Below are 17,840 nucleotides of genomic sequence, written 5' to 3'. Positions count from 1 at the left end.
GTTGCGGGTGGCGGAACATGGTTTGAACCCCGCAAGACACGACCGGAGGCCCCAATGGACGACCAAGCCCTGAACCGTATCGCTGACGCGCTGGAGCGTATGGCGCCAGCCCCTCTGGCCACACCGGATTTTGCCGCAGCCCCGGCCTTTGTCTGGCATGTAGAGCCGGATCGGCTGGAACCGGTGACGCAGGTAAACCGCGTCGATCTGGAGCTGCTGGTCGGTATCAACCGATCCCGCGATACGTTGCTGGACAACACACGGCGCTTTGCGGCTGGTTTCAAGGCCAATAACGCCTTGCTTTGGGGCGCGCGGGGGATGGGCAAATCCAGCCTCGTCAAAGCGGTCCATGGCACGTTGCAGGCGGATTTCCCGGACTTGAAGCTGGTGGAACTACAGCGTGAAGACATGGGGTCGGTCGCGCGCCTGCTGAACCATCTGCGCGCCGCGCCGCACCGGTTCATCCTGTTCTGCGATGACCTGTCCTTCAGCCATGACGACCAGCATTACAAATCGCTCAAAGCTGTGCTGGACGGTGGCATCGAAGGCCGCCCTGAAAACGTCGTTTTCTACGCCACCTCGAACCGGCGCCACCTGATGCCGCGGGACATGATCGAGAACGAACGCTCCAGCGCCATCAACCCGTCCGAAGCCGTCGAAGAAAAGGTCTCACTGTCTGATCGGTTCGGTTTGTGGCTGGGTTTCCACCCCTGTGATCAGGATGAATACTTAGCCATGATCGACCGCTATTGCGCGGCCTATGGGGTCTCAGTTGCTCCTGAGACTATGCGCGCCGAAGCCATCGAATGGCAGGCCACACGCGGCGCACGTTCGGGCCGCGTGGCGTGGCAGTTTTTCGTCGATCTAGCTGGGCGCAACGGCGTACATATCGCGTAACCCGCCCGCTTTATCTTTTCCCAAATACTCCCGCCGGAGGCATAGCCCAAAGGGCCATTTCTTACAGCAGGGTCAGAATGCGCGCGGCCTCATCCGCAGTGCTGGTCAATACATCCCGATCTTCGCCGGGATGAAAACGAGCGCGCACAGCCGTTGGCATCGGCTTGGGTTCGACAATTGTCACCCGTGGGCCGGTGCGTTCGGTCTCAAGCGCCCAGCTGCGCGCCAGCGCTATCTGCGCCGCCTTGGTTGCACCGTAGATGCCATAGAATTTCTCGCCCGCTTTGGGGTCATCGAAGAACACCGCGTGACCGGTCTCTCCCAGCAGGGGGGCGATGTAGGGGATCAGGACCGACGTGGCCGTGGCGTTAGTGTTGACGGCTTTGGTCCATTCCTTGGGGTCGATGAAATGCGTGGGCGTCAGGGCCGAGGTGTGGACCGCCGTGTGCAGCCACAGATCAACTTTACCCCAACGGTCATGAATACCCCGGCACAGGGTCGCCATGGCATTCGGATCGGCGATGTCCATGGGGGCAAGCGTAGCCGCACCACCTTTGGCCTGAATACGGTCATCCAGCTCTTCCAATCCGCCTGTGGTGCGGGCGACAGCGACGATGTGATATTCAGGTGCCAGAGCTTCGGCCAGGGCAGCGCCCAGCCCGCGAGAGGCCCCGGTGACGAGGGCAATTTTATTCTGATCTGTCATAACAGCGGTTTGAACCCCTGCACGCAGGGCGTCAAGCCAGTTTAGCTGCCGGGAATGGTGATCCGTTTGGTCTGGCCGCTTTGTCGCAGCATCACGCCATCGGCATCAATAGCAATAACGGTGCCAGTTGATACCCTGCTTCCAGGCTTGATTTCTTTCACGCGTCCCGAAGACATGCGAACCAGCGCGCGCATGTCCGATTTTGGGCCAAATACGCCCAGTACGGACACAGAGTTTTTGTTCAGCGCGCCCTTTTGGGTGGCCGCACTTTTGACGGTTGAGTTTGACATTGATTTTTTGGCCCCAGTTGCAGCGACCAGATCCCTATTATGAGTGGATGGTTGCGGGTGGCCTAGCAAACCGGAACCACGACTAAAACCCCAGTTGAAAGGCAGGAAATCGGCCGGTTCCACATCTCCACCGAAGCCATTGCGATTGCAATTTCTTCATCGAAGGGTTGTGCGCGAAATCCCACTCATCGGTCGTAAAACCCGAAAGAAAATGGCCCGCTTCACTCACGCGAAGCGGGCCATTTACGGTATTGATTCGGGTTGTGAACTTACCCGGATGCCAGCTTCGCGCCGTTCCATGAACCGCCGGGTACCTGCATGTCTTCGCGTTTTTTGCTGACGCGACTGCTGTTTTCCAGGCTGTCCAGATAGTCGTCGCTGACGCTGCCGGTGATGTAGTTGCCATCAAAACAGGAGCAGTCGAAAGCCTTAATCTCGGGGTTGCCTTCCTGTGCAGCCCAAATCAGGTCGTCGAGTTCCTGATAGAACAGGGCGTCAGCACCCAGTTCCTGCCGGATTTCCTCGATCTCTTTGCCATTGGCGATAAGCTCATGCTTGGTGGGCATGTCGATGCCGTAGACATTCGGGAACTTAACAGGCGGTGAGGCGCTTGCGATGTAGACTTTCTTAGCACCGGCCTCGCGGCACATCTGCACGATCTTTTTGATCGTGTTGCCACGCACGATCGAATCGTCGATCAGCAGCACGTTGTGATCCTTGAACTCCAGCGGTACCGCGTTCAGCTTTCGGCGCACCGACTTCTGACGCTCTTCCTGACCGGGCATGATGAAGGTTCGACCGACATAGCGATTCTTGACCAGCCCTTCGCGGTAAGGAATGCCAATCGCCTTCGCGACCTCGAGCGCCACAGGGCGGGCGCTGTCGGGCACGGGAATAATACGGTCGATATCAAGGCCAGCGGCCTCAATCTGGCGGGCCAAGGTCTGCCCCATACGCATCTGGGTTTTGTAGACAGAAACGCCATCCAGCAACGAATCCGGGCGGGCGAGGTAGACATATTCAAAGATGCACGGCGTAAGCTGCCCTTCGACGGCCTGGAACGTGTGCATGTTACCGTCCAGATCGATCAGGATCGCCTCACCGGGTTTGACGTCGCGCAGCTTGTCAAAGCCGTTGATGCCAAAGGCCACGTCTTCCGAGGCAAAAGCATAGTCATCACCTTCGCCATCGACATCGCGCTTGGCGACGGACAGCGGGCGAATGCCATAGGGGTCGCGGAAGGCCAGCATTCCGACACCGGCGACCAGACAGATCACCGAATAGGCACCCTGAACCCGTTCCATTGTCATCTTCACACCGGCAAAGAGATTGCGGATCGGCTCGGCATTCCCATTGACCTTGATCGCATCGGCCACTTTGTCGGCGAGTACGTTCAGCAGGATTTCCGAATCCGACGTGGTGCGCAGATGGCGGCTGTACTTCGCGGTCACCTTCTCGCGCTGTTCAGCGGTGTTGGTGATGTTGCCGTTGTGGACCAGATAGATGCCATAAGGCGCGTTTACGAAGAATGGCTGTGCTTCGGACGCACTGAGCGACCCTGCGGTGGGGTAGCGAACATGTCCCATTCCGACTTTGCCCAACAAGGTTTCGGCGTCTTGGGCGTTGAACACATCCTTGACCAGACCGTTGGCTTTCTTCTCACGGAAGAATTCATCGTTATAGGTGACGATGCCCGAGGCGTCCTGACCCCGGTGCTGCAGCATCAGCAGCCCGTCATAGATTTCCGCAAAGACATCATGCGTCCTGCTTGCGATCCCCAAAATCCCACACATGTACGGGCTCCAACTTCTACGACGTTTTGACTAGCGATGATGATCTGAACATCTGCATGGGTGTACCTGTACGCCTTGCCACCATCCCGGCTGTTGGTGCAGACGCGCTATCGTCACGAGGGCGAGCGCGAAAGTAAACAGGGTCAGCAAGATCGGTGGCTCCGATTCCATGTCAGTTCGGCCTCCACATAATGCCTTATGTGGCCTGTGTCATCAAAGGATCACAATTGACGTTTCTCTAAGGTGGATTTTAACCGACACGGTAACAAAAGGTGACATGTTTGCAGGCTTGTGCTGTCATTGCGCTCGAAAAAAGTTTTTTCGCAAAGCGGGATCGATTGGGGCTTAGCTATGTGGGAACACAAGCAAGGGAAAAAAAAGGAAGAACCTGTAAAGCGCCGGTGTCACCGTTGCCGGGGGATGGGCCGCGCACCCTGTCCAATCTGCAACGGAGCCGGAGAGGTGTTTAAAAGCAGAGATGTTCTCGGAAAGCCGATCTTTGACCGTTGCAACGGTTGTTTCGGGCTGAAAACTATCAGATGCACTGTCTGCGCGGGCGAGGGGTTTGTCAGTTAATACCCGTCGCGCAACAGAAAAAAGCCCGGTCAAAACCGGGCTTTTTCGTTATTCGGTGGTTGAAGGGGCCGTTTCCTCGGTGGTCGGCGCGGTTGGCTCTTGCGTGGCATCAGTACCAGCGCTGCAGCTTGCGACCAATTCTTCATATTGCTGCGTGACCCAGCCCAGGGCCTGTTCAGGGTTCTGCTCTTCGATCCGATCGCTGAACTGCTCGAACACTTTGGCTGAACGGCTTTCATCAACGATTGTGTAGGATTGGCCGGTCATCACGGTGTCGTAAACAAAGAAGGCGATGGCAACCAAAAGGATACCGCGCGCGATTCCGAAGAAGAAGCCAAGCGCCTGGTCCAACCCACCAAGGGCTGAACGTTGAACGATCGACGAGAACAGCGGCGTAAAAATGCTGACTACGATCAGTGCGATGGCAAAAACAGCTGCGAAGCCCGTTATCACCGAAAGTTCACAGCTGTCGCGCAGGAAATCTCCGACCACTGGGATCTCTTTAACCAGCGGTACCGCTTGGGGCGCAAAGATGAAGGCAAGAACTGCAGCTGCTACCCAGCCCGCGATGGCCAAAACTTCGCGCAAAAAACCGCGTGAATAGGCCAGAAGGCCCGACACGACGATGATCAGGGCAACCACCCCGTCGATTATTGTAAAACCTTCCATGGCCCTCGCCCGTAGTTTTTTCTGCCCCTCAAGGCGTTATCCTAACCTGCTCCGAAGGTTTCTCCAACAAACCCCACCAAATCAGAGGGTCGGGTAAGTGTCAGACCTGCCACAGTGCCGGTTTTACCGCCGGCCGGAGCGATTGCCGACGTGAAACCAAGTTTTTGGGCTTCTTTCAACCTGTTTTCGGTCTGAGGGGCAGGTCTAAGTGCTCCGGATAACGAGATTTCTCCAAAAACAACTGTATCTGCGGGCAGGGCTGTGTCTTCTCGGGCACTCAGCAGCGCCGCGGCCACGGCAAGATCAGCGGCAGGTTCACTGACCTTCAACCCTCCGGCAACGTTCAAATAGACATCGAGCCCGGCAAAAGGGATGCTACAGCGGGCCTCTAGCACGGCGAGGATCATGGCCAACCGTCCGCTGTCCCACCCCACGACGGTGCGGCGGGGTTGGGAATGGGGTGACGGTGCGACCAGTGCTTGCAATTCAACCAGAACAGGGCGTGTGCCTTCGATGCCGGCGAAAACGGCAGATCCGGGGCTGGGTGTACCGCGTTCTGAAAGGAACAGAGCCGAGGGGTTAGTGACCTGTGCCAACCCTTTGCCGGTCATCTCGAAGACGCCGATCTCGTCAGCGGGGCCAAAGCGATTTTTAACGGCGCGCAAAATTCGGAATTGGTGGCCGCGTTCGCCTTCGAAGTAGAGCACGGTGTCGACCATATGCTCGACCACGCGGGGGCCAGCAATCTGACCTTCTTTGGTGACGTGGCCAACCATAATGATCGACACGCCGTGCCGTTTCGCAAACGTGGTCAATTCATGCGCAGCGGCCCGGACTTGTGACACCGAGCCGGGGGCACTGTCCACGTTGTCAGCCCACATCGTCTGAATCGAGTCGATGATGGCAAGGCCGGGCTTTTCCGCCTCGAGCGTCGTCAGGATGTTCCGCAGGTTGGTTTCGGCGGCCAGCTGGACCGGCGCGTCCTCTAGCCCCAGACGACGCGCACGCATCCGGACCTGCGCGCAGGCTTCCTCGCCCGAGACATAGATTGTTTTAACACCTGCGCGGGAAAACCTAGCTGCGGCCTGCAGCAGGAGGGTGGATTTGCCGATGCCGGGGTCTCCGCCCACCAGCAGTGCCGAGGCGGGGACGAGGCCGCCGCCCAACACGCGGTCCAGTTCCTCGACCCCGCAGAGGGTGCGGGGTGGAGGTGTTTCCTCGGTGGAAAGGTCGGTGAGTGCGATGGACTGGCCGCGTTTGCCACCGAGGGATTTTTTAGCGGGGCCAGCGGAAAGGGGGAAGTCCTGGGTGATTGTGTTCCATTCACCGCATGCGTCACAACGCCCGGACCAACGCGAATGGGACGCGCCACAAGCCGAGCAAGAGAAAGTCGTCTTTGCCATGCGGCCTTGGTGCCCGAGGTCGTGCGGTTCTTCAAGCCCTTGCAGGGCTTTCATCTCGGCAGGTGGGTTACCGTGTCCTCAAGCCCCGAGGGGCCCATCGTCCGCGGCGGGCGCTTGCGCGCCTACTCTGCAGCGCGGGGCGGGCGTGACATGGCAATAACGCTGGAGGCCTTGGACGTGTTGTCTTTTGGAGGGGTCTGCAATTGAGCCGACAATTCGGGCAGCAGTTCGAATAGTTCATCACGCAAACGGGACAGTTGGGATTTGGCGATGGATTCCTCTAACTCGACATCCCGCGTCCATTGGCGCAATTCGCTTTGGATCACCTGCGCTTCTTGCAAGCGCTTCTGGAACAGCTCAATCTCCTCCTGACGCTGTTGCAGGAAAGTCCGGGCGCGGTTGACCCGCGCGTCACCATAGGTTTCAGCCAACTCCTGGCTGATCTGACTCATCTGCGCGGCCAATTCCAGAATCTCAGGTTCAAGCGATTGCAGGTCGGGGTGCTGGCGGAGAAAACCCATGCGCTCTTTGACCGCATCGAATTCGGATGACATCATGAACAAACCTTCGCGGTCTGCGGCATGGGCCATCTGATAGGCGGACGAAATATCGTGCATGTTCAGCGCGAACTTACGATGATTGTTTTCCAGCGCCATCATCCGCGCATTGGCAGGCAGGTAAAATGCCAGCATGAGAATCAGCGCGGTCAACCCGATCTGAATGAACATCCCGGCGTCGGTGACTTGGCCGTCGCCGAAACCGGCCTGCATCGAAAGCCAGGGCAATACACCAAAGGCCGAAAGAAGTGTAGCTGAAACGGAAGCCAATGCGGCTACGCATATCAGTAAAAATGTCAGTCTTAAAAAGGCATTCTGAAATTGCAATGTTATGTTATGGAGGGCAGTCATGATCGACGAACTCCTTCTGGAACCGGTTAACACCAAGCCCAAGCGGAGACACCTAAAACACGCAGAATGATCCGCCGCGGGCCCGTAAACTACAAATTTTCACTGCTCTAAATAATAAGATGATACTCAGATAAACGTTTTCAATCAATTAGCTCTGAGAATTTCGTGAACTGCGTGTCATTTCGGTAATGTGGCCCAGTGCGATCGACGCCAGAATGCAGGCCGTGAACAGGTAAAGACCCCATGCGGTCTCAATGGTCGCGTAGGAGATGCCCTTGGCCAAAGTGATGTAAAGCGCGATCAGGAAGATGTCGGCCATGGCCAGCTTGCCGAGAATGTTCAGCGCAGGTTGGACGCGGGTATCCAGCAGGTCCCATTGGATCAGGGCGGTGCCGATGGTTTTGATGTAGGGCGCGAAGAGGGCGAAGACGGTGACGATCAGCGCCAGAAAGACGTCCGACTTCCACAGGGATTGCAGGCCGGTGATGACGCTGATTTCCGACAGGCCGAAGATTGGGAGAAGCCCTGCGCGCATCAGCGGGGCGAACCATGCGATGGGGTATAGGATCAGAAGGGAGAGGGTGGCGAGGCGGAGGGTCATATACGTCTATTGGTCGAACCGGTTCGTAAGGGTCGTTAGGAACAAGTATGTGTTAACTTAAACAAAAAAAGACATGTCACAGTATTCGACAAGGAGTTTAACTCTATGGCAGCTTATTTAGCTTTTAAATCGGTCGTCGATCCCTCTGATTGCGATTTTTTGGGTCATATGAACGTTTCAAAGTACTTTGCGGCTAGTTCGGATGCGGTGTTCGCTTTGCAAGCAGAAATGGGACTTACCGCAGATGATATGCGCAGCGGTAGAAAACTATCCTTCGCTGTTGTGCATGCAACAAGCAACTTCCAATCAGAACTTGGCGCCGGCGAAGCAATCCAAATGGAGACTGAAATTCTTGAGATTGGCACTAAATCAGTGACATTCCGGCACAGGCTCAAAAAAGTTGCCGATGGTGAAACGGCTTTCATCACGGTATTTAAGTGTGTTTTGTTGAACCTAGTGTCACGCCGCGCTGAGGAATTACCTGATCAAGTCTTGGAAAAGGCGAAGCTTTGGATGGTTGGGGCGTGAACTTAACGCACCGCCTCAATCGGCCCCTCTGCACTTCCGCTGATAAACTGCTCAACATACGGATCACCCGAGGCGTCCATCTGGCCGACCGGGCCGGTCCATTGGATGACGCCTCCGTGCAGCATCGCCACGTTGTCGGCAATCGCGCGGACCGAGCTCATGTCGTGGGTGATGGTCATCGCGGTGGCGCCCATTTCGGTCACGATCTCGCGGATCAGGTCGTTGATGACGCCGGACATGATCGGGTCCAGCCCCGTGGTGGGCTCGTCGAAGAATATGATCTCGGGCTCGGCGGCGATAGCGCGGGCGAGGCCGACGCGTTTCTGCATGCCACCGGACAGTTCTGAAGGGAACCGATCGGCCACGTCGGATTTCAGACCTACGCGGCGCAGTTTCTCGATGGCGATCTCGCGGGCATATTCCGGCGGGCGTTTCAGCGGGCCACGCAGCAGGCGGAAGCTGACATTCTGCCAGACGGGCAGCGAGTCAAACAGCGCCGCACCCTGAAACAGCATCCCGAACCGGGCCAGGAACCTATCGCGGTCACCCTTGGTGGCATCCTTGCCGTCGACGTAGATCATTCCGCTGTCGGGCTTGATCAGACCCAGAATACATTTCAGCGCCACGGATTTACCGGTGCCCGAACCGCCGATAATGACCATCGAGGTACCCTTGGGGATCTCAAGGCTCATGCCTTGCAACACGTGGTTGTCGCCAAAGGCTTTATGTACGTTCTCCATCCGGATCATAGCGAGAAGAACACCCCTGTCAGAATGAAGTTGGCGGCCAGTATCATGATCGCGGCGGATTCGACCGAGGATTTCGTGGCCCGACCCACGCCCTGCGCGCCTCGGCCGGAATCCATGCCGTAGTAACAGCCCATGATCGCTGCGATCAGGCCGAAAGCAGCCCCTTTGACGAGCGACGATACGATGTCGCGCATTTCAAGGAAGTTAACTGTGTTTGAAAGGTAGTTTGCCGGGTTAAAGCCCAGATTCTGGGTCGCAACCACATAGCCGCCAGCGATGCCGATGATGTCTCCGATACCCACCAGCAGGGGAACGGTGATCAGCGCGGCCAGAACGCGCGGGGCGGTCAGGTATTTCATCGGGTGCGTCGACAGGGTAACCAGCGCGTCGATCTGCTCGGTCACTTTCATGGTGGCGATCTCAGCGGCGATCGAAGAGGTCACGCGCGCCGCGATCATCAGGCCGACCAGCACGGGGCCCAGTTCGCGCACCATACCGATGGCAACGATCTGCGGCACCACAGCCTCGGCATTGAAACGGGCGCCACCGGCGTAGATCTGCAGGGCCAGTGCGCCGCCGGTGAAGATGGCGGTCATGCCAACGACCGGCAGTGACAGCCAGCCGATATTCATCAGCGCGACCAGAAACTCACGCGGGTAGTAGGGCGGGCGAAAGATGTGCGAGATCGCATCCACCGAAAACAGCGCAACTTTGCCGAATGTGGCGAATAGCGCAAGGACCGCCCGGCCCAGACCGCCCAGCAGGTTGAGAGGGTTCATTCCACGTAGCCCCGGGAATAGCGCGCGCCAAGCGAGGTGAGGATTTCGTAGCCGATGGTGCCCGCAGCCTCGGCCAGATCATCGACGGTCTGGTGGCCGTTCAGGATGCGCAGGCGTTCGGGGTCTTCGGGCAAGTCGGTGACGTCGACGGTGATCAGGTCCATTGAGATGCGGCCAACAACGGGGCAGGGCTTGCCACCAGCAAAAGTATCGATGCCACCGCCGATGGCGCGGTGCAGGCCGTCAGCATAACCTGCGGCCACGGTGGCGATACGTGACGGGCGCCTCGCGACCCAGCTGTTGCCGTAGCCAACGGATTCTCCGACCTCGACCGCGCGCACCTGAACGACGGGCAGGTCGACCGTCACCACGGGTTTGGCGTCGGCAAAGGGCATGCCGCCGTAAAGGCCAACGCCAGGACGGCAGAAGTCGAAGTGGAATTCGGGACCCAGCAATGTGCCTCCGGTGGCCGCCAGCGACCGAGGTGCGCTGACGCCGTCTGTCATCTCACGGAAGGTTTTCAACTGCTGGCGGTTCATCGGGTGCTCGGGTTCGTCCGAGCAGGCCAAATGTGACATGACCACCGCAGGGTTCAGAGGCTCCGCCTTGGGGCGCAGTTCAGCCCAGTCGGCGGGTTCCAGACCCAGACGGTTCATGCCGCTGTCCAGTTGGATGCCAAAGGGGTGGTCCGGCAATGCTTGCTGGTGGCGTAGAAATTGTTCGGGCGAATTGATCAGCGGCGTCAGGTCATGATCGCGCAGCAGATCGGTGTCACCTTCCATATGGCCTGAGAACACGCCGATCATCGGGCCGGGGCCAATGGCCTTTCGCACGGCGACGCCTTCTTCGGCAACGGCGACGAAAAACTTGCGGACGCCTTCCTCGGCCAGGGTTGCGGATACCGGCTCGGAACCCAGGCCGTAGGCATCAGCTTTCACCACGGCGCCGGTCTCGACATCCGTTTTTGCGTTGAGCGCCCGCCAGTTGCTGGCCAGCGCCTGAAGATTGATCGTCAAACGTGCGGTACTCATGGTGCTGTTCATGACATTGGATTGCGGCAGGTCAAGGGGGAATACGGCAATTCTTGTGCTTATCGTTGCGATACCGCGCAGCTTTTGGCCAGTGTCGCAAAGCCTTGGCAGAAAAAGGCCTTTGCCAGGTGGCCCTGTGTCTCGCCATTGTGTCCTCTGTGTGATCAACTACGTCTGTTGAAACGGGATCGTTGATCCAGCAGGAGCGAGGCCGAACATGCTGAACCTGACCGCCGATTTCAAAGCCCGAGCCGTCGAGTTGCCAGAGCTGTTCCGAGAGGTCTTTACCGCGTCCGAGAGCGAGGACGAGGGGCGCGCGGTCAGCGCGTTGGCGGCTGACCTTTTGAACACGACTCCTGATGATGATCTGCTGGGCGTATTGGCCATGGATCGCGACGTGTTGGTCGGGTGCATTCTGTTTTCACGGCTTCACTACGATCAGGACCCGCGTCAGGTTTTCCTGATGTCTCCGGTGGCCGTGCGGACGGACCGGCAGAAATCAGGCATCGGCCAGAAGCTGATCGGTTTCGGGCTGGAGCAATTGCGTCTGCACGGGGTGGATTTTGTCATGAGCTACGGTGATCCGGCCTATTACGGCAAAACCGGGTTTCAGCCGATCACCGAAGAGGTTGCCCAACCGCCCATGCCGCTGAGTATGCCGCAGGGATGGATCGGGCAAACTTTGAGTGGCGATCAGAAACCAATTGAGGGCCCGTCGCTCTGTGTCAGCGCGTTCAACAGGCCTGAGTTGTGGTAGATCAGTAGCTTTCGATCTGGCCGTCCTGCTGCCAGGGTTTGACCAGGTTTCCAAAGCGGGTGAACTGTGCCTCGAACGAGAGTTCAACCGTACCGATGGGGCCGTGGCGCTGTTTGCCGACGATAACCTCGGCCTTGCCGTGCAGGCGCTCCATGGCCTGCTTCCACTCTTCCATCTTGTCCAGCTCGTGATCGCCGGGCTTTTCGCGTTCTTTGTAGTATTCCTCGCGGAACACGAACATCACCACGTCGGCATCCTGTTCGATCGAGCCCGATTCCCGCAGGTCTGATAGCTGCGGGCGCTTGTCGTCGCGGCTTTCGACCTGACGGGATAGCTGAGACAGCGCGATCACCGGGATGTTCAATTCCTTGGCGATGGCTTTCATACCCATCGAAATTTCGGCGATTTCGTTGACGCGGTTGTCGGCCATGCCGCGGCAGAGTTGCAGATAGTCGATCACTAGCAGGTCCAGCCCGTGCGTCCGCTTCAACCGGCGCGCGCGGGCGGCGAGTTGCGAGATCGGCAGGGCCGGGGTGTCGTCAATGAACAGCGGACAGGCTTCCAGTTCTTTGGCAGCGTCCACGAAGCGGCGGAACTCGGCCTCAGTCATGTCGCCCTGACGGATCTTGTGCGACGAAATTTCAGAGGCTTCGGCCAGAACACGGCCCGCCAGCTGCTCGGCGCTCATTTCGAGCGAGAAGAAACCCACGACACCGCCGTCAATCGCACCCTCGGACCCGTCAGGCTTAGTGCCGCGCTTATAGGCCTTGGCCACGTTGAACGCGACGTTGGTCGCCAGCGAGGTTTTCCCCATCGACGGACGACCGGCCAGGATGATCAGGTCCGATGGGTGCAGACCACCCAACTGTTTGTCCAAGTCGGCCAGACCGGTGGAAATCCCTGCCATGCCACCACCGCGCTGGTACGCTTCGTTGGTGACGTTGACGGCTTCTGTGACCGCCTTAAGGAAGGATTGAAAACCCTGTTCGGTCTGGCCCTGCTCGGAAAGCTGATAGAGCTGTTGCTCGGCCTCGACGATTTGTTCCTTGGGCTCGCTGGACACATCGACCCGCGCCGCCTTGTCCGAGATGTCGCGACCCAGCCGGATCAACTCACGCCGGATGGCGAGGTCATAAATCATCTGGGCATAGTCATGCACTGCAAAGGCGCTGATTGAGGCACCCGCCAGCTTGACCAGATAAGCGGGGCCGCCCAGCTCCTTGAGGCCCTCATCTTCGGCCATGAAGGATTTCAGCGTGACAGGCGAGGCCAGCGCATTCTTGGCGATGCGGTTGGCTGCGACCTCATAGATACGGGCATGGACCGGGTCATAGAAATGCTCGGACCCGATAATCGAAGCCACCCGGTCATACAGATCGTTGTTTGTCAGGATCGCACCCAGAAGCTGCTGCTCGGCCTCAATTGAATGCGGCATGGTTTCGGCATTCTGAATCTGTGCTGCTGCCTGCTCGATGCTGCTAATCTCGTTCATTTTGTCCCCGCTGCCCGTTCCGAGGTTCTACACGTGACGGCCCTGTTTGGGCTATCTGCAAATGACTGGGGGTATGTCGGGATAAATGACATAACCCTTGGGATAAGTGTCCCTCGCAATGGGGATAACTTTTACTCAGTTTGCCATGCCATCCCAGCTGCCGCAACATTTAGTAAGCATTGTGGCAGGTTTGACTAAATAGGGTCAGTCCAAGACGATTCGGAAAACACTTATCCCCATAAAATCCACAGGAACTTTACGTGGGTTTATGGGCTTCCTGCCAGCCGCGCGGGTCGTTCAAGAAGGCCTCGACGCCCTCAAGTGTCTCCTGATCAAAGGCTTTTTGCGCTTTGGCCTCGGCCAGAACGTCCCACCAGGTGCACAGGTGATGCAGCTGAACGCCGTGGTCGCCCAAAGTTTTTTCGGTCTCGGGGAAGATGCCATAGTAGAAAATCACCGCCGTATGCCCACAGGATGCACCGGTTTCGCGGATCGCATCCACAAAGGACAGCTTCGAACCGCCATCGGTGGTCAGGTCCTCGACCAGCAGCACACGCTCACCTTCGCTCATCGCGCCTTCGATGCGGGCGTTACGGCCGTAACCTTTGGGTTTTTTACGCACATAAGTCATCGGCAGGGCCATGCGCTCGGCGACCATGGCGGCGAACGGGATGCCCGCAGTCTCACCACCTGCAATATTGTCGAACGCCTCGAAGCCTGCGTCACGCATCACGGTGACGGTCAGGAAATCCATCAGAGTCGAGCGGATGCGCGGGTACGAGATCAGCTTGCGGCAGTCGATATAGGTCGGGCTGGGCAGACCGCTCGCCAAAGTAAACGGCTCGCGCGAACTGAAGTGCACGGCCTTGATCTCCAGCAGCATCCGCGCGGTCAGGCGGGCGATTTCGGTGCTATCGGGGAAAGAACTGGGGATCATGGTGCAACCTCGGGACAAAATGGCGTTGCGGGCTGATAGCGCGACCCTTGGCCCAGAGTCGAGAGGCTTGCGTGCAAAAGAAAAGCGGACCCCGATGGGAGGTCCGCTTTGGCCCTTGCGGGCACATGGCAGCCAAGGTGGGCTCAGCTGCTCATGTCATAGGCGCGCTCACCATGGACCGAAAGATCGAGCCCGTTTGTCTCGGTCTCGGCGTCGACGCGGAGCGGCGTTACCAGCGCAATAGCCTTGATCAGGATAAACGTCACGATTGACGTAAAGGCACCCACGATCACCAGCCCGCCCAGCTGTGCGGTCCAGCTGCCCAGACCGAAGACAGCGATCATGATGGTGCCGAAGATGCCACCAACGCCGTGCACCGCGAAAACGTCGAGCGTGTCGTCGATGTTCAGCATTTTGCGGATGACGTTGACGGCCTCCTGACACAGGACGCCCGCCACGGCACCGATGATCAGCGCCTGAACCGGATCGACATAGCCCGAGGCCGGGGTGATCGAGGCCAGACCGGCGATCGTACCGGTCACCAAGCCGACCATTGAGGCTTTGCCATATTTGATGCGTTCGTACAGCGCCCAGCTCAGCGACGCGGTCGCAGCTGAGATATGCGTGACGGTCATCGCAATCGCGGCGCCGCCATCGGCCGCAAGTTGAGAACCGCCGTTGAAGCCGAACCAGCCAACCCACAGCATCGCGGCCCCGATCATCACATAGCCGGGATTGTGCGGAGGGGTGGTGCGGTTGCGGCGCGGGCCAAGAACAACGGCGATAATCAGCGCGGCCAGGCCGGCGGTTTCGTGCACAACGATGCCACCTGCAAAGTCGCGAACACCGATTTCTCCCAGAATGCCGCCGTCAGTCAGAATGCCGCCGCCCCAGATCCAATGGACGACCGGTGCATAACACAGCAGCATCCACAGGGCAGAGAAGGTGAGCACAAAGCCAAAGCCTACACGTTCGACATAGGCACCGACGATCAGCGCCGGGGTGATGATGGCGAAGGTCATCTGGAACGCAAAGAACAGAACCTCGGGCAGGGTGCCCGACAGGCTGTCGGCATCGACACCGTTCAGGAAGGCCTTGCCCAGACCGCCCCAAAGGCCCGAGGTGCCCTCACCGAACGCGATGGAATAACCTGCGACCAGCCAAAGGATGCTCATAAGACAGGCGATGCTGAAGCAGTGCATGAAGACGCTTAGCACGTTGCGGGCACGCACGAGGCCGCCGTAAAACAGGGCTAGACCCGGCAATGTCATGAACAGGACCAGGGCAGTTGCCACTATGATCCAGGCGGTATCGGCTCCATTCATCGGCCGTTCTCCTCTTCAGCTTGGGTGGCGCGGCTTGAAGCGGAGAGCGGGCGCGGAAAAAAGAGGCAAGTGCGATTGTTAGCGCCTGTTTTGGTGGCTTTTTGTTAACCGGTGATTAAGTGTGCGCCAAATAGCGGGGTGTGCCGAATTTTTAGGCGATAGTGAAAAGTCCCTGCGACAGCAGTTCCAGTGCGTGATCCCGCGCCGCCTGGCGGACGTTTTCGCGACCAAGCGCGCCAAAATCGACCGTTTCGGTGCGGGTCGGGGCGCCTTCCACAGCCAGCCCAAAGCAGACCCGGCCTTCGGGCTTGAACTCTGATCCGCCGGGGCCAGCGATACCGGTGACTGAGACGGTTAGCTGCGCGTTTGAGTTCTTAAGCGCCCCTTCCGCCATTTCGCCCGCGACCTGTTCCGAAACGGCACCATTTGCGGCCAGAGTCTCGGCCCGCACGCCCAACATCTGCTGCTTGGCGGTGTTGGTGTAGGTCACAAATCCACGTTCAACGACCGCGGAACTTCCCGGGATATCGGTCAGCGCCGCGGCGACCATACCACCAGTGCAGCTTTCGGCGGTGGCAATCATCACGCCTTGTGCTTTGGCCCGGTCAAGAAGCGCGGCGACGGTCATAGTCCCATGATCCCATGTGCGATACCGGCAAGGATCAGCACGCCGATCCCGGCAAAGGCACCCGCGATCACATCGTCCAGCATCACGCCCATCGCATCGTTGCGCCGGTCGGCCCAGCCGACAGGGCCGGGTTTGGTGATGTCGAACAAGCGGAACAGCAGAAACCCGACGATCCAGCCGGGCCAGAGTGCAGCGATCTCGATCCCATGCGCCCAGGACGGATAGGAAATCGCCCACAGCGCGATGAACTGCCCAGCGACTTCGTCAATTACGATTTCAGACGGGTCGTGATTGTCCTGACCCTCAGTCATCACGCGGGTAGCCCAAAGGCCGCCGAAAAACACTGCGATGGTCGCGATCACCAGCAACGGGAAACCACCGATAGTATGCAGGACCCAGACGAGGGGTAGGGCAGCCAGCGATCCCCATGTGCCCGGTGCCGGGCGCAAGTAGCCGACGCCGCAGACAGTTCCGATCAGCCGTGCGACATTCATGATTTCACCAGACATGCTGTGGCCAATGAGGCGATCCCCTCACTGCGCCCAGTAAATCCCAGCCGTTCAGACGTGGTCGCCTTGACCGAGACCTGATCGGCGCGCAGTCCCATGATCCGCGCCATCTCGTCCCGCATGGCAGGCGCGTGGGGGCCGATCTTGGGGTATTCGCAGACCAGCGTGCAGTCGACATTCGAGATGGCGTACCCCATCTTGCCGGCCAATTCGACTGCGTGGCGCAGAAAAATCTCGCTGGCGACCCCTTTCCATTGCGGGTCGGATGGCGGGAAGTGCTGTCCGATATCGCCCTGCGCCAGCGCGCCATAGATCGCGTCGGTCACTGCGTGCATTCCTACGTCGGCATCCGAATGCCCTTGCAGGCCACGATCATGCGGCACCTTCACGCCACACAAGACCACGTGATCCCCGTCGCCAAACCGATGTACGTCGTACCCGTTGCCCAGCCTTACATCCATTTCCATTCCCAATATGCGTTCCGCCCGGGCAAAATCCTCGGGCCGTGTGATTTTGATGTTGTCCGCATCGCCCGGCACGATGGCCACATCCAGCCCTGCGGCGCGAGCGACCTCAACGTCATCTGCGGCCCCTCCGGGATGGGCGGCGTGGGCCGCGACAATGGCATCATAGTGAAAACCCTGCGGTGTCTGTGCGGCAAACAGGCCAGAGCGATCCTGCGTTCCGGTGACAATGACTCTGTCCCCGGTCCAAAGCGCGTCGGTCACCGCCAGACCCGGCGCCGCTGCCGGGTGCGCGTTCAACGCGGCCAGAACCTGCTGAATGGTCTGCAGTCCGACACAGGGTCGGGCGACGTCATGTATAAGGACATGATCGACCGCCAGCTCTGCTAGGGCGGCAAGGCCGTTACGGACCGAACCGGCCCGGTCGTTCCCTCCTGCGGCCAGAATCAGGTCTGCGTTTTCAAATTCGGCCCATGCAGGGCCATCATCTTCGGACAGGACCAGCACAATATGGTCGACGTGGCCACGAAATCGATCAATGGTCCAGTCCGCGACGCGGCGTTCGCCTAGAGAGCGCCACTGTTTCGGAGTACCTCCTCCGGCGCGCAGCCCGCGTCCTGCGGCGACGATGATGGCGGCGGTGGTCATGGGGGCATTATCTCCGGTGTTTCGGGGGCAATGTTTAGGGTGCGGTGAATGCAGAGGCAATCACCCGCGTTAAGCTGCCTAAAAAATAGGCATGTGATGATTTTGCGGGCTTGATGGCCGCCGATTTGTTGTTCATATGCGCTCAATTCG

At 58.7% G+C, this 17,840-nt stretch carries 19 protein-coding genes; 3 read left to right on the top strand and 16 right to left on the bottom strand.

The annotated features are described in order from the left end of the window. The first annotated feature begins 54 nt into the window (after positions 1-54). The gene (locus ACR0ER_RS09910; protein WP_480768781.1) at positions 55-897 is read left to right on the top strand and encodes an ATP-binding protein; all 843 of its coding nucleotides are present in this window, start codon (positions 55-57) and stop codon (positions 895-897) included. A 61-nt stretch (positions 898-958) separates the two neighbouring features. On the opposite strand, the gene ACR0ER_RS09905 is transcribed toward ACR0ER_RS09910, so the two are convergent. From ACR0ER_RS09905 to ACR0ER_RS09875, 7 genes are all read right to left on the bottom strand, one after another. Further along, positions 959-1,603: an SDR family NAD(P)-dependent oxidoreductase gene (locus ACR0ER_RS09905; RefSeq protein ID WP_480768780.1), complete on the bottom strand. Its 645-nt coding sequence runs from the start codon at positions 1,601-1,603 to the stop codon at positions 959-961. Positions 1,604-1,644: 41 nt separating this feature from the next. Continuing rightward, positions 1,645-2,016, bottom strand: coding sequence for a hypothetical protein (locus ACR0ER_RS09900; protein ID WP_480768779.1), 372 nt, complete (start codon positions 2,014-2,016; stop codon positions 1,645-1,647). 146 nt (positions 2,017-2,162) lie between these two features. Then, positions 2,163-3,686, bottom strand: coding sequence for an amidophosphoribosyltransferase (gene purF / locus ACR0ER_RS09895; protein ID WP_480768778.1), 1,524 nt, complete (start codon positions 3,684-3,686; stop codon positions 2,163-2,165). A 624-nt stretch (positions 3,687-4,310) separates the two neighbouring features. Further along, positions 4,311-4,931, bottom strand: a complete 621-nt coding sequence (locus tag ACR0ER_RS09890) for a CvpA family protein (RefSeq protein ID WP_480768777.1) — start codon at positions 4,929-4,931, stop codon at positions 4,311-4,313. 41 nt (positions 4,932-4,972) lie between these two features. Further along, complete coding sequence (gene radA, locus ACR0ER_RS09885; protein ID WP_480768776.1) at positions 4,973-6,334, bottom strand: DNA repair protein RadA; 1,362 nt, start codon at positions 6,332-6,334, stop codon at positions 4,973-4,975. 122 nt (positions 6,335-6,456) lie between these two features. Beyond that, entirely contained in the window at positions 6,457-7,161 is a 705-nt protein-coding gene (locus tag ACR0ER_RS09880) for a DNA repair protein (protein WP_480768775.1), read from the bottom strand. Between the two features lie 229 nt (positions 7,162-7,390). Beyond that, the gene (locus tag ACR0ER_RS09875) at positions 7,391-7,843 is read right to left on the bottom strand and encodes a paraquat-inducible protein A (protein WP_480768774.1); all 453 of its coding nucleotides are present in this window, start codon (positions 7,841-7,843) and stop codon (positions 7,391-7,393) included. Between the two features lie 105 nt (positions 7,844-7,948). Between ACR0ER_RS09875 and ACR0ER_RS09870 the strand changes: the two genes are divergently transcribed. Next, positions 7,949-8,371, top strand: coding sequence for an acyl-CoA thioesterase (locus ACR0ER_RS09870; protein WP_480768773.1), 423 nt, complete (start codon positions 7,949-7,951; stop codon positions 8,369-8,371). Positions 8,372-8,373: 2 nt separating this feature from the next. On the opposite strand, the gene ACR0ER_RS09865 is transcribed toward ACR0ER_RS09870, so the two are convergent. The 3 genes from ACR0ER_RS09865 to alr are packed head-to-tail and all read right to left on the bottom strand — an operon-like array spanning position 8,374 to position 10,930. Then, the gene (locus ACR0ER_RS09865; protein WP_480768772.1) at positions 8,374-9,120 is read right to left on the bottom strand and encodes an ABC transporter ATP-binding protein; all 747 of its coding nucleotides are present in this window, start codon (positions 9,118-9,120) and stop codon (positions 8,374-8,376) included. Then, positions 9,117-9,899 (bottom strand): MlaE family ABC transporter permease, encoded by a 783-nt coding sequence (locus tag ACR0ER_RS09860; RefSeq protein ID WP_170328887.1) that lies wholly within the window; start codon positions 9,897-9,899, stop codon positions 9,117-9,119. Before ACR0ER_RS09860 ends, ACR0ER_RS09865 begins: the two co-directional genes overlap by 4 nt. Further along, positions 9,896-10,930, bottom strand: a complete 1,035-nt coding sequence (gene alr, locus ACR0ER_RS09855; RefSeq protein ID WP_480768771.1) for an alanine racemase — start codon at positions 10,928-10,930, stop codon at positions 9,896-9,898. The genes ACR0ER_RS09860 and alr overlap by 4 nt, the downstream gene beginning before the upstream one ends. A gap of 217 nt (positions 10,931-11,147) precedes the next feature. Between alr and ACR0ER_RS09850 the strand changes: the two genes are divergently transcribed. Next, on the top strand, positions 11,148-11,687 hold the full coding sequence (locus tag ACR0ER_RS09850; protein WP_480768770.1) for a GNAT family N-acetyltransferase: 540 nt from the start codon (positions 11,148-11,150) through the stop codon (positions 11,685-11,687). Position 11,688: 1 nt separating this feature from the next. Here the strand turns inward: ACR0ER_RS09850 and ACR0ER_RS09845 are convergent, their stop codons facing one another. The 6 genes from ACR0ER_RS09845 to ACR0ER_RS09820 all read right to left on the bottom strand — a co-directional run bounded on the left by ACR0ER_RS09845 (position 11,689) and on the right by ACR0ER_RS09820 (position 17,690). Continuing rightward, entirely contained in the window at positions 11,689-13,179 is a 1,491-nt protein-coding gene (locus tag ACR0ER_RS09845; protein WP_480768769.1) for a replicative DNA helicase, read from the bottom strand. A gap of 256 nt (positions 13,180-13,435) precedes the next feature. Continuing rightward, positions 13,436-14,116: an orotate phosphoribosyltransferase gene (locus ACR0ER_RS09840; RefSeq protein ID WP_480768768.1), complete on the bottom strand. Its 681-nt coding sequence runs from the start codon at positions 14,114-14,116 to the stop codon at positions 13,436-13,438. 143 nt (positions 14,117-14,259) lie between these two features. Beyond that, entirely contained in the window at positions 14,260-15,441 is a 1,182-nt protein-coding gene (locus ACR0ER_RS09835) for an ammonium transporter (RefSeq protein ID WP_480768767.1), read from the bottom strand. 151 nt (positions 15,442-15,592) lie between these two features. Then, positions 15,593-16,069, bottom strand: coding sequence for a CinA family protein (locus tag ACR0ER_RS09830; RefSeq protein WP_480768766.1), 477 nt, complete (start codon positions 16,067-16,069; stop codon positions 15,593-15,595). Then, positions 16,066-16,563, bottom strand: coding sequence for a phosphatidylglycerophosphatase A family protein (locus ACR0ER_RS09825; RefSeq protein ID WP_480768765.1), 498 nt, complete (start codon positions 16,561-16,563; stop codon positions 16,066-16,068). The genes ACR0ER_RS09830 and ACR0ER_RS09825 overlap by 4 nt, the downstream gene beginning before the upstream one ends. Next, entirely contained in the window at positions 16,560-17,690 is a 1,131-nt protein-coding gene (locus ACR0ER_RS09820; protein ID WP_480768764.1) for a bifunctional 2-C-methyl-D-erythritol 4-phosphate cytidylyltransferase/2-C-methyl-D-erythritol 2,4-cyclodiphosphate synthase, read from the bottom strand. The genes ACR0ER_RS09825 and ACR0ER_RS09820 overlap by 4 nt, the downstream gene beginning before the upstream one ends. Between the last annotated feature and the right edge of the window lie 150 nt (positions 17,691-17,840).

The sequence above is a fragment of the Ruegeria sp. CH8 genome, assembly GCF_056536985.1.
The sequence above is the reverse complement of the archived record's forward strand: the minus strand, read 5'-3'. Positions and strand labels throughout refer to the sequence as shown.

Excerpts from the sequence above, each read along its gene's own strand:
- ACR0ER_RS09910 (WP_480768781.1), top strand. The coding sequence starts at position 55 with ATGGACGACCAAGCCCTGAACCGTATCGCTGACGCGCTGGAGCGTATG.
- ACR0ER_RS09905 (WP_480768780.1), bottom strand. The coding sequence starts at position 1,603 with ATGACAGATCAGAATAAAATTGCCCTCGTCACCGGGGCCTCTCGCGGG.
- purF (WP_480768778.1), bottom strand. The coding sequence starts at position 3,686 with ATGTGTGGGATTTTGGGGATCGCAAGCAGGACGCATGATGTCTTTGCG.
- ACR0ER_RS09890 (WP_480768777.1), bottom strand. The coding sequence starts at position 4,931 with ATGGAAGGTTTTACAATAATCGACGGGGTGGTTGCCCTGATCATCGTC.
- radA (WP_480768776.1), bottom strand. The coding sequence starts at position 6,334 with ATGGCAAAGACGACTTTCTCTTGCTCGGCTTGTGGCGCGTCCCATTCG.
- ACR0ER_RS09875 (WP_480768774.1), bottom strand. The coding sequence starts at position 7,843 with ATGACCCTCCGCCTCGCCACCCTCTCCCTTCTGATCCTATACCCCATC.
- ACR0ER_RS09870 (WP_480768773.1), top strand. The coding sequence starts at position 7,949 with ATGGCAGCTTATTTAGCTTTTAAATCGGTCGTCGATCCCTCTGATTGC.
- ACR0ER_RS09865 (WP_480768772.1), bottom strand. The coding sequence starts at position 9,120 with ATGATCCGGATGGAGAACGTACATAAAGCCTTTGGCGACAACCACGTG.
- ACR0ER_RS09860 (WP_170328887.1), bottom strand. The coding sequence starts at position 9,899 with ATGAACCCTCTCAACCTGCTGGGCGGTCTGGGCCGGGCGGTCCTTGCG.
- alr (WP_480768771.1), bottom strand. The coding sequence starts at position 10,930 with ATGAGTACCGCACGTTTGACGATCAATCTTCAGGCGCTGGCCAGCAAC.
- ACR0ER_RS09850 (WP_480768770.1), top strand. The coding sequence starts at position 11,148 with ATGCTGAACCTGACCGCCGATTTCAAAGCCCGAGCCGTCGAGTTGCCA.
- ACR0ER_RS09845 (WP_480768769.1), bottom strand. The coding sequence starts at position 13,179 with ATGAACGAGATTAGCAGCATCGAGCAGGCAGCAGCACAGATTCAGAAT.
- ACR0ER_RS09840 (WP_480768768.1), bottom strand. The coding sequence starts at position 14,116 with ATGATCCCCAGTTCTTTCCCCGATAGCACCGAAATCGCCCGCCTGACC.
- ACR0ER_RS09835 (WP_480768767.1), bottom strand. The coding sequence starts at position 15,441 with ATGAATGGAGCCGATACCGCCTGGATCATAGTGGCAACTGCCCTGGTC.
- ACR0ER_RS09830 (WP_480768766.1), bottom strand. The coding sequence starts at position 16,069 with ATGACCGTCGCCGCGCTTCTTGACCGGGCCAAAGCACAAGGCGTGATG.
- ACR0ER_RS09825 (WP_480768765.1), bottom strand. The coding sequence starts at position 16,563 with ATGAATGTCGCACGGCTGATCGGAACTGTCTGCGGCGTCGGCTACTTG.
- ACR0ER_RS09820 (WP_480768764.1), bottom strand. The coding sequence starts at position 17,690 with ATGACCACCGCCGCCATCATCGTCGCCGCAGGACGCGGGCTGCGCGCC.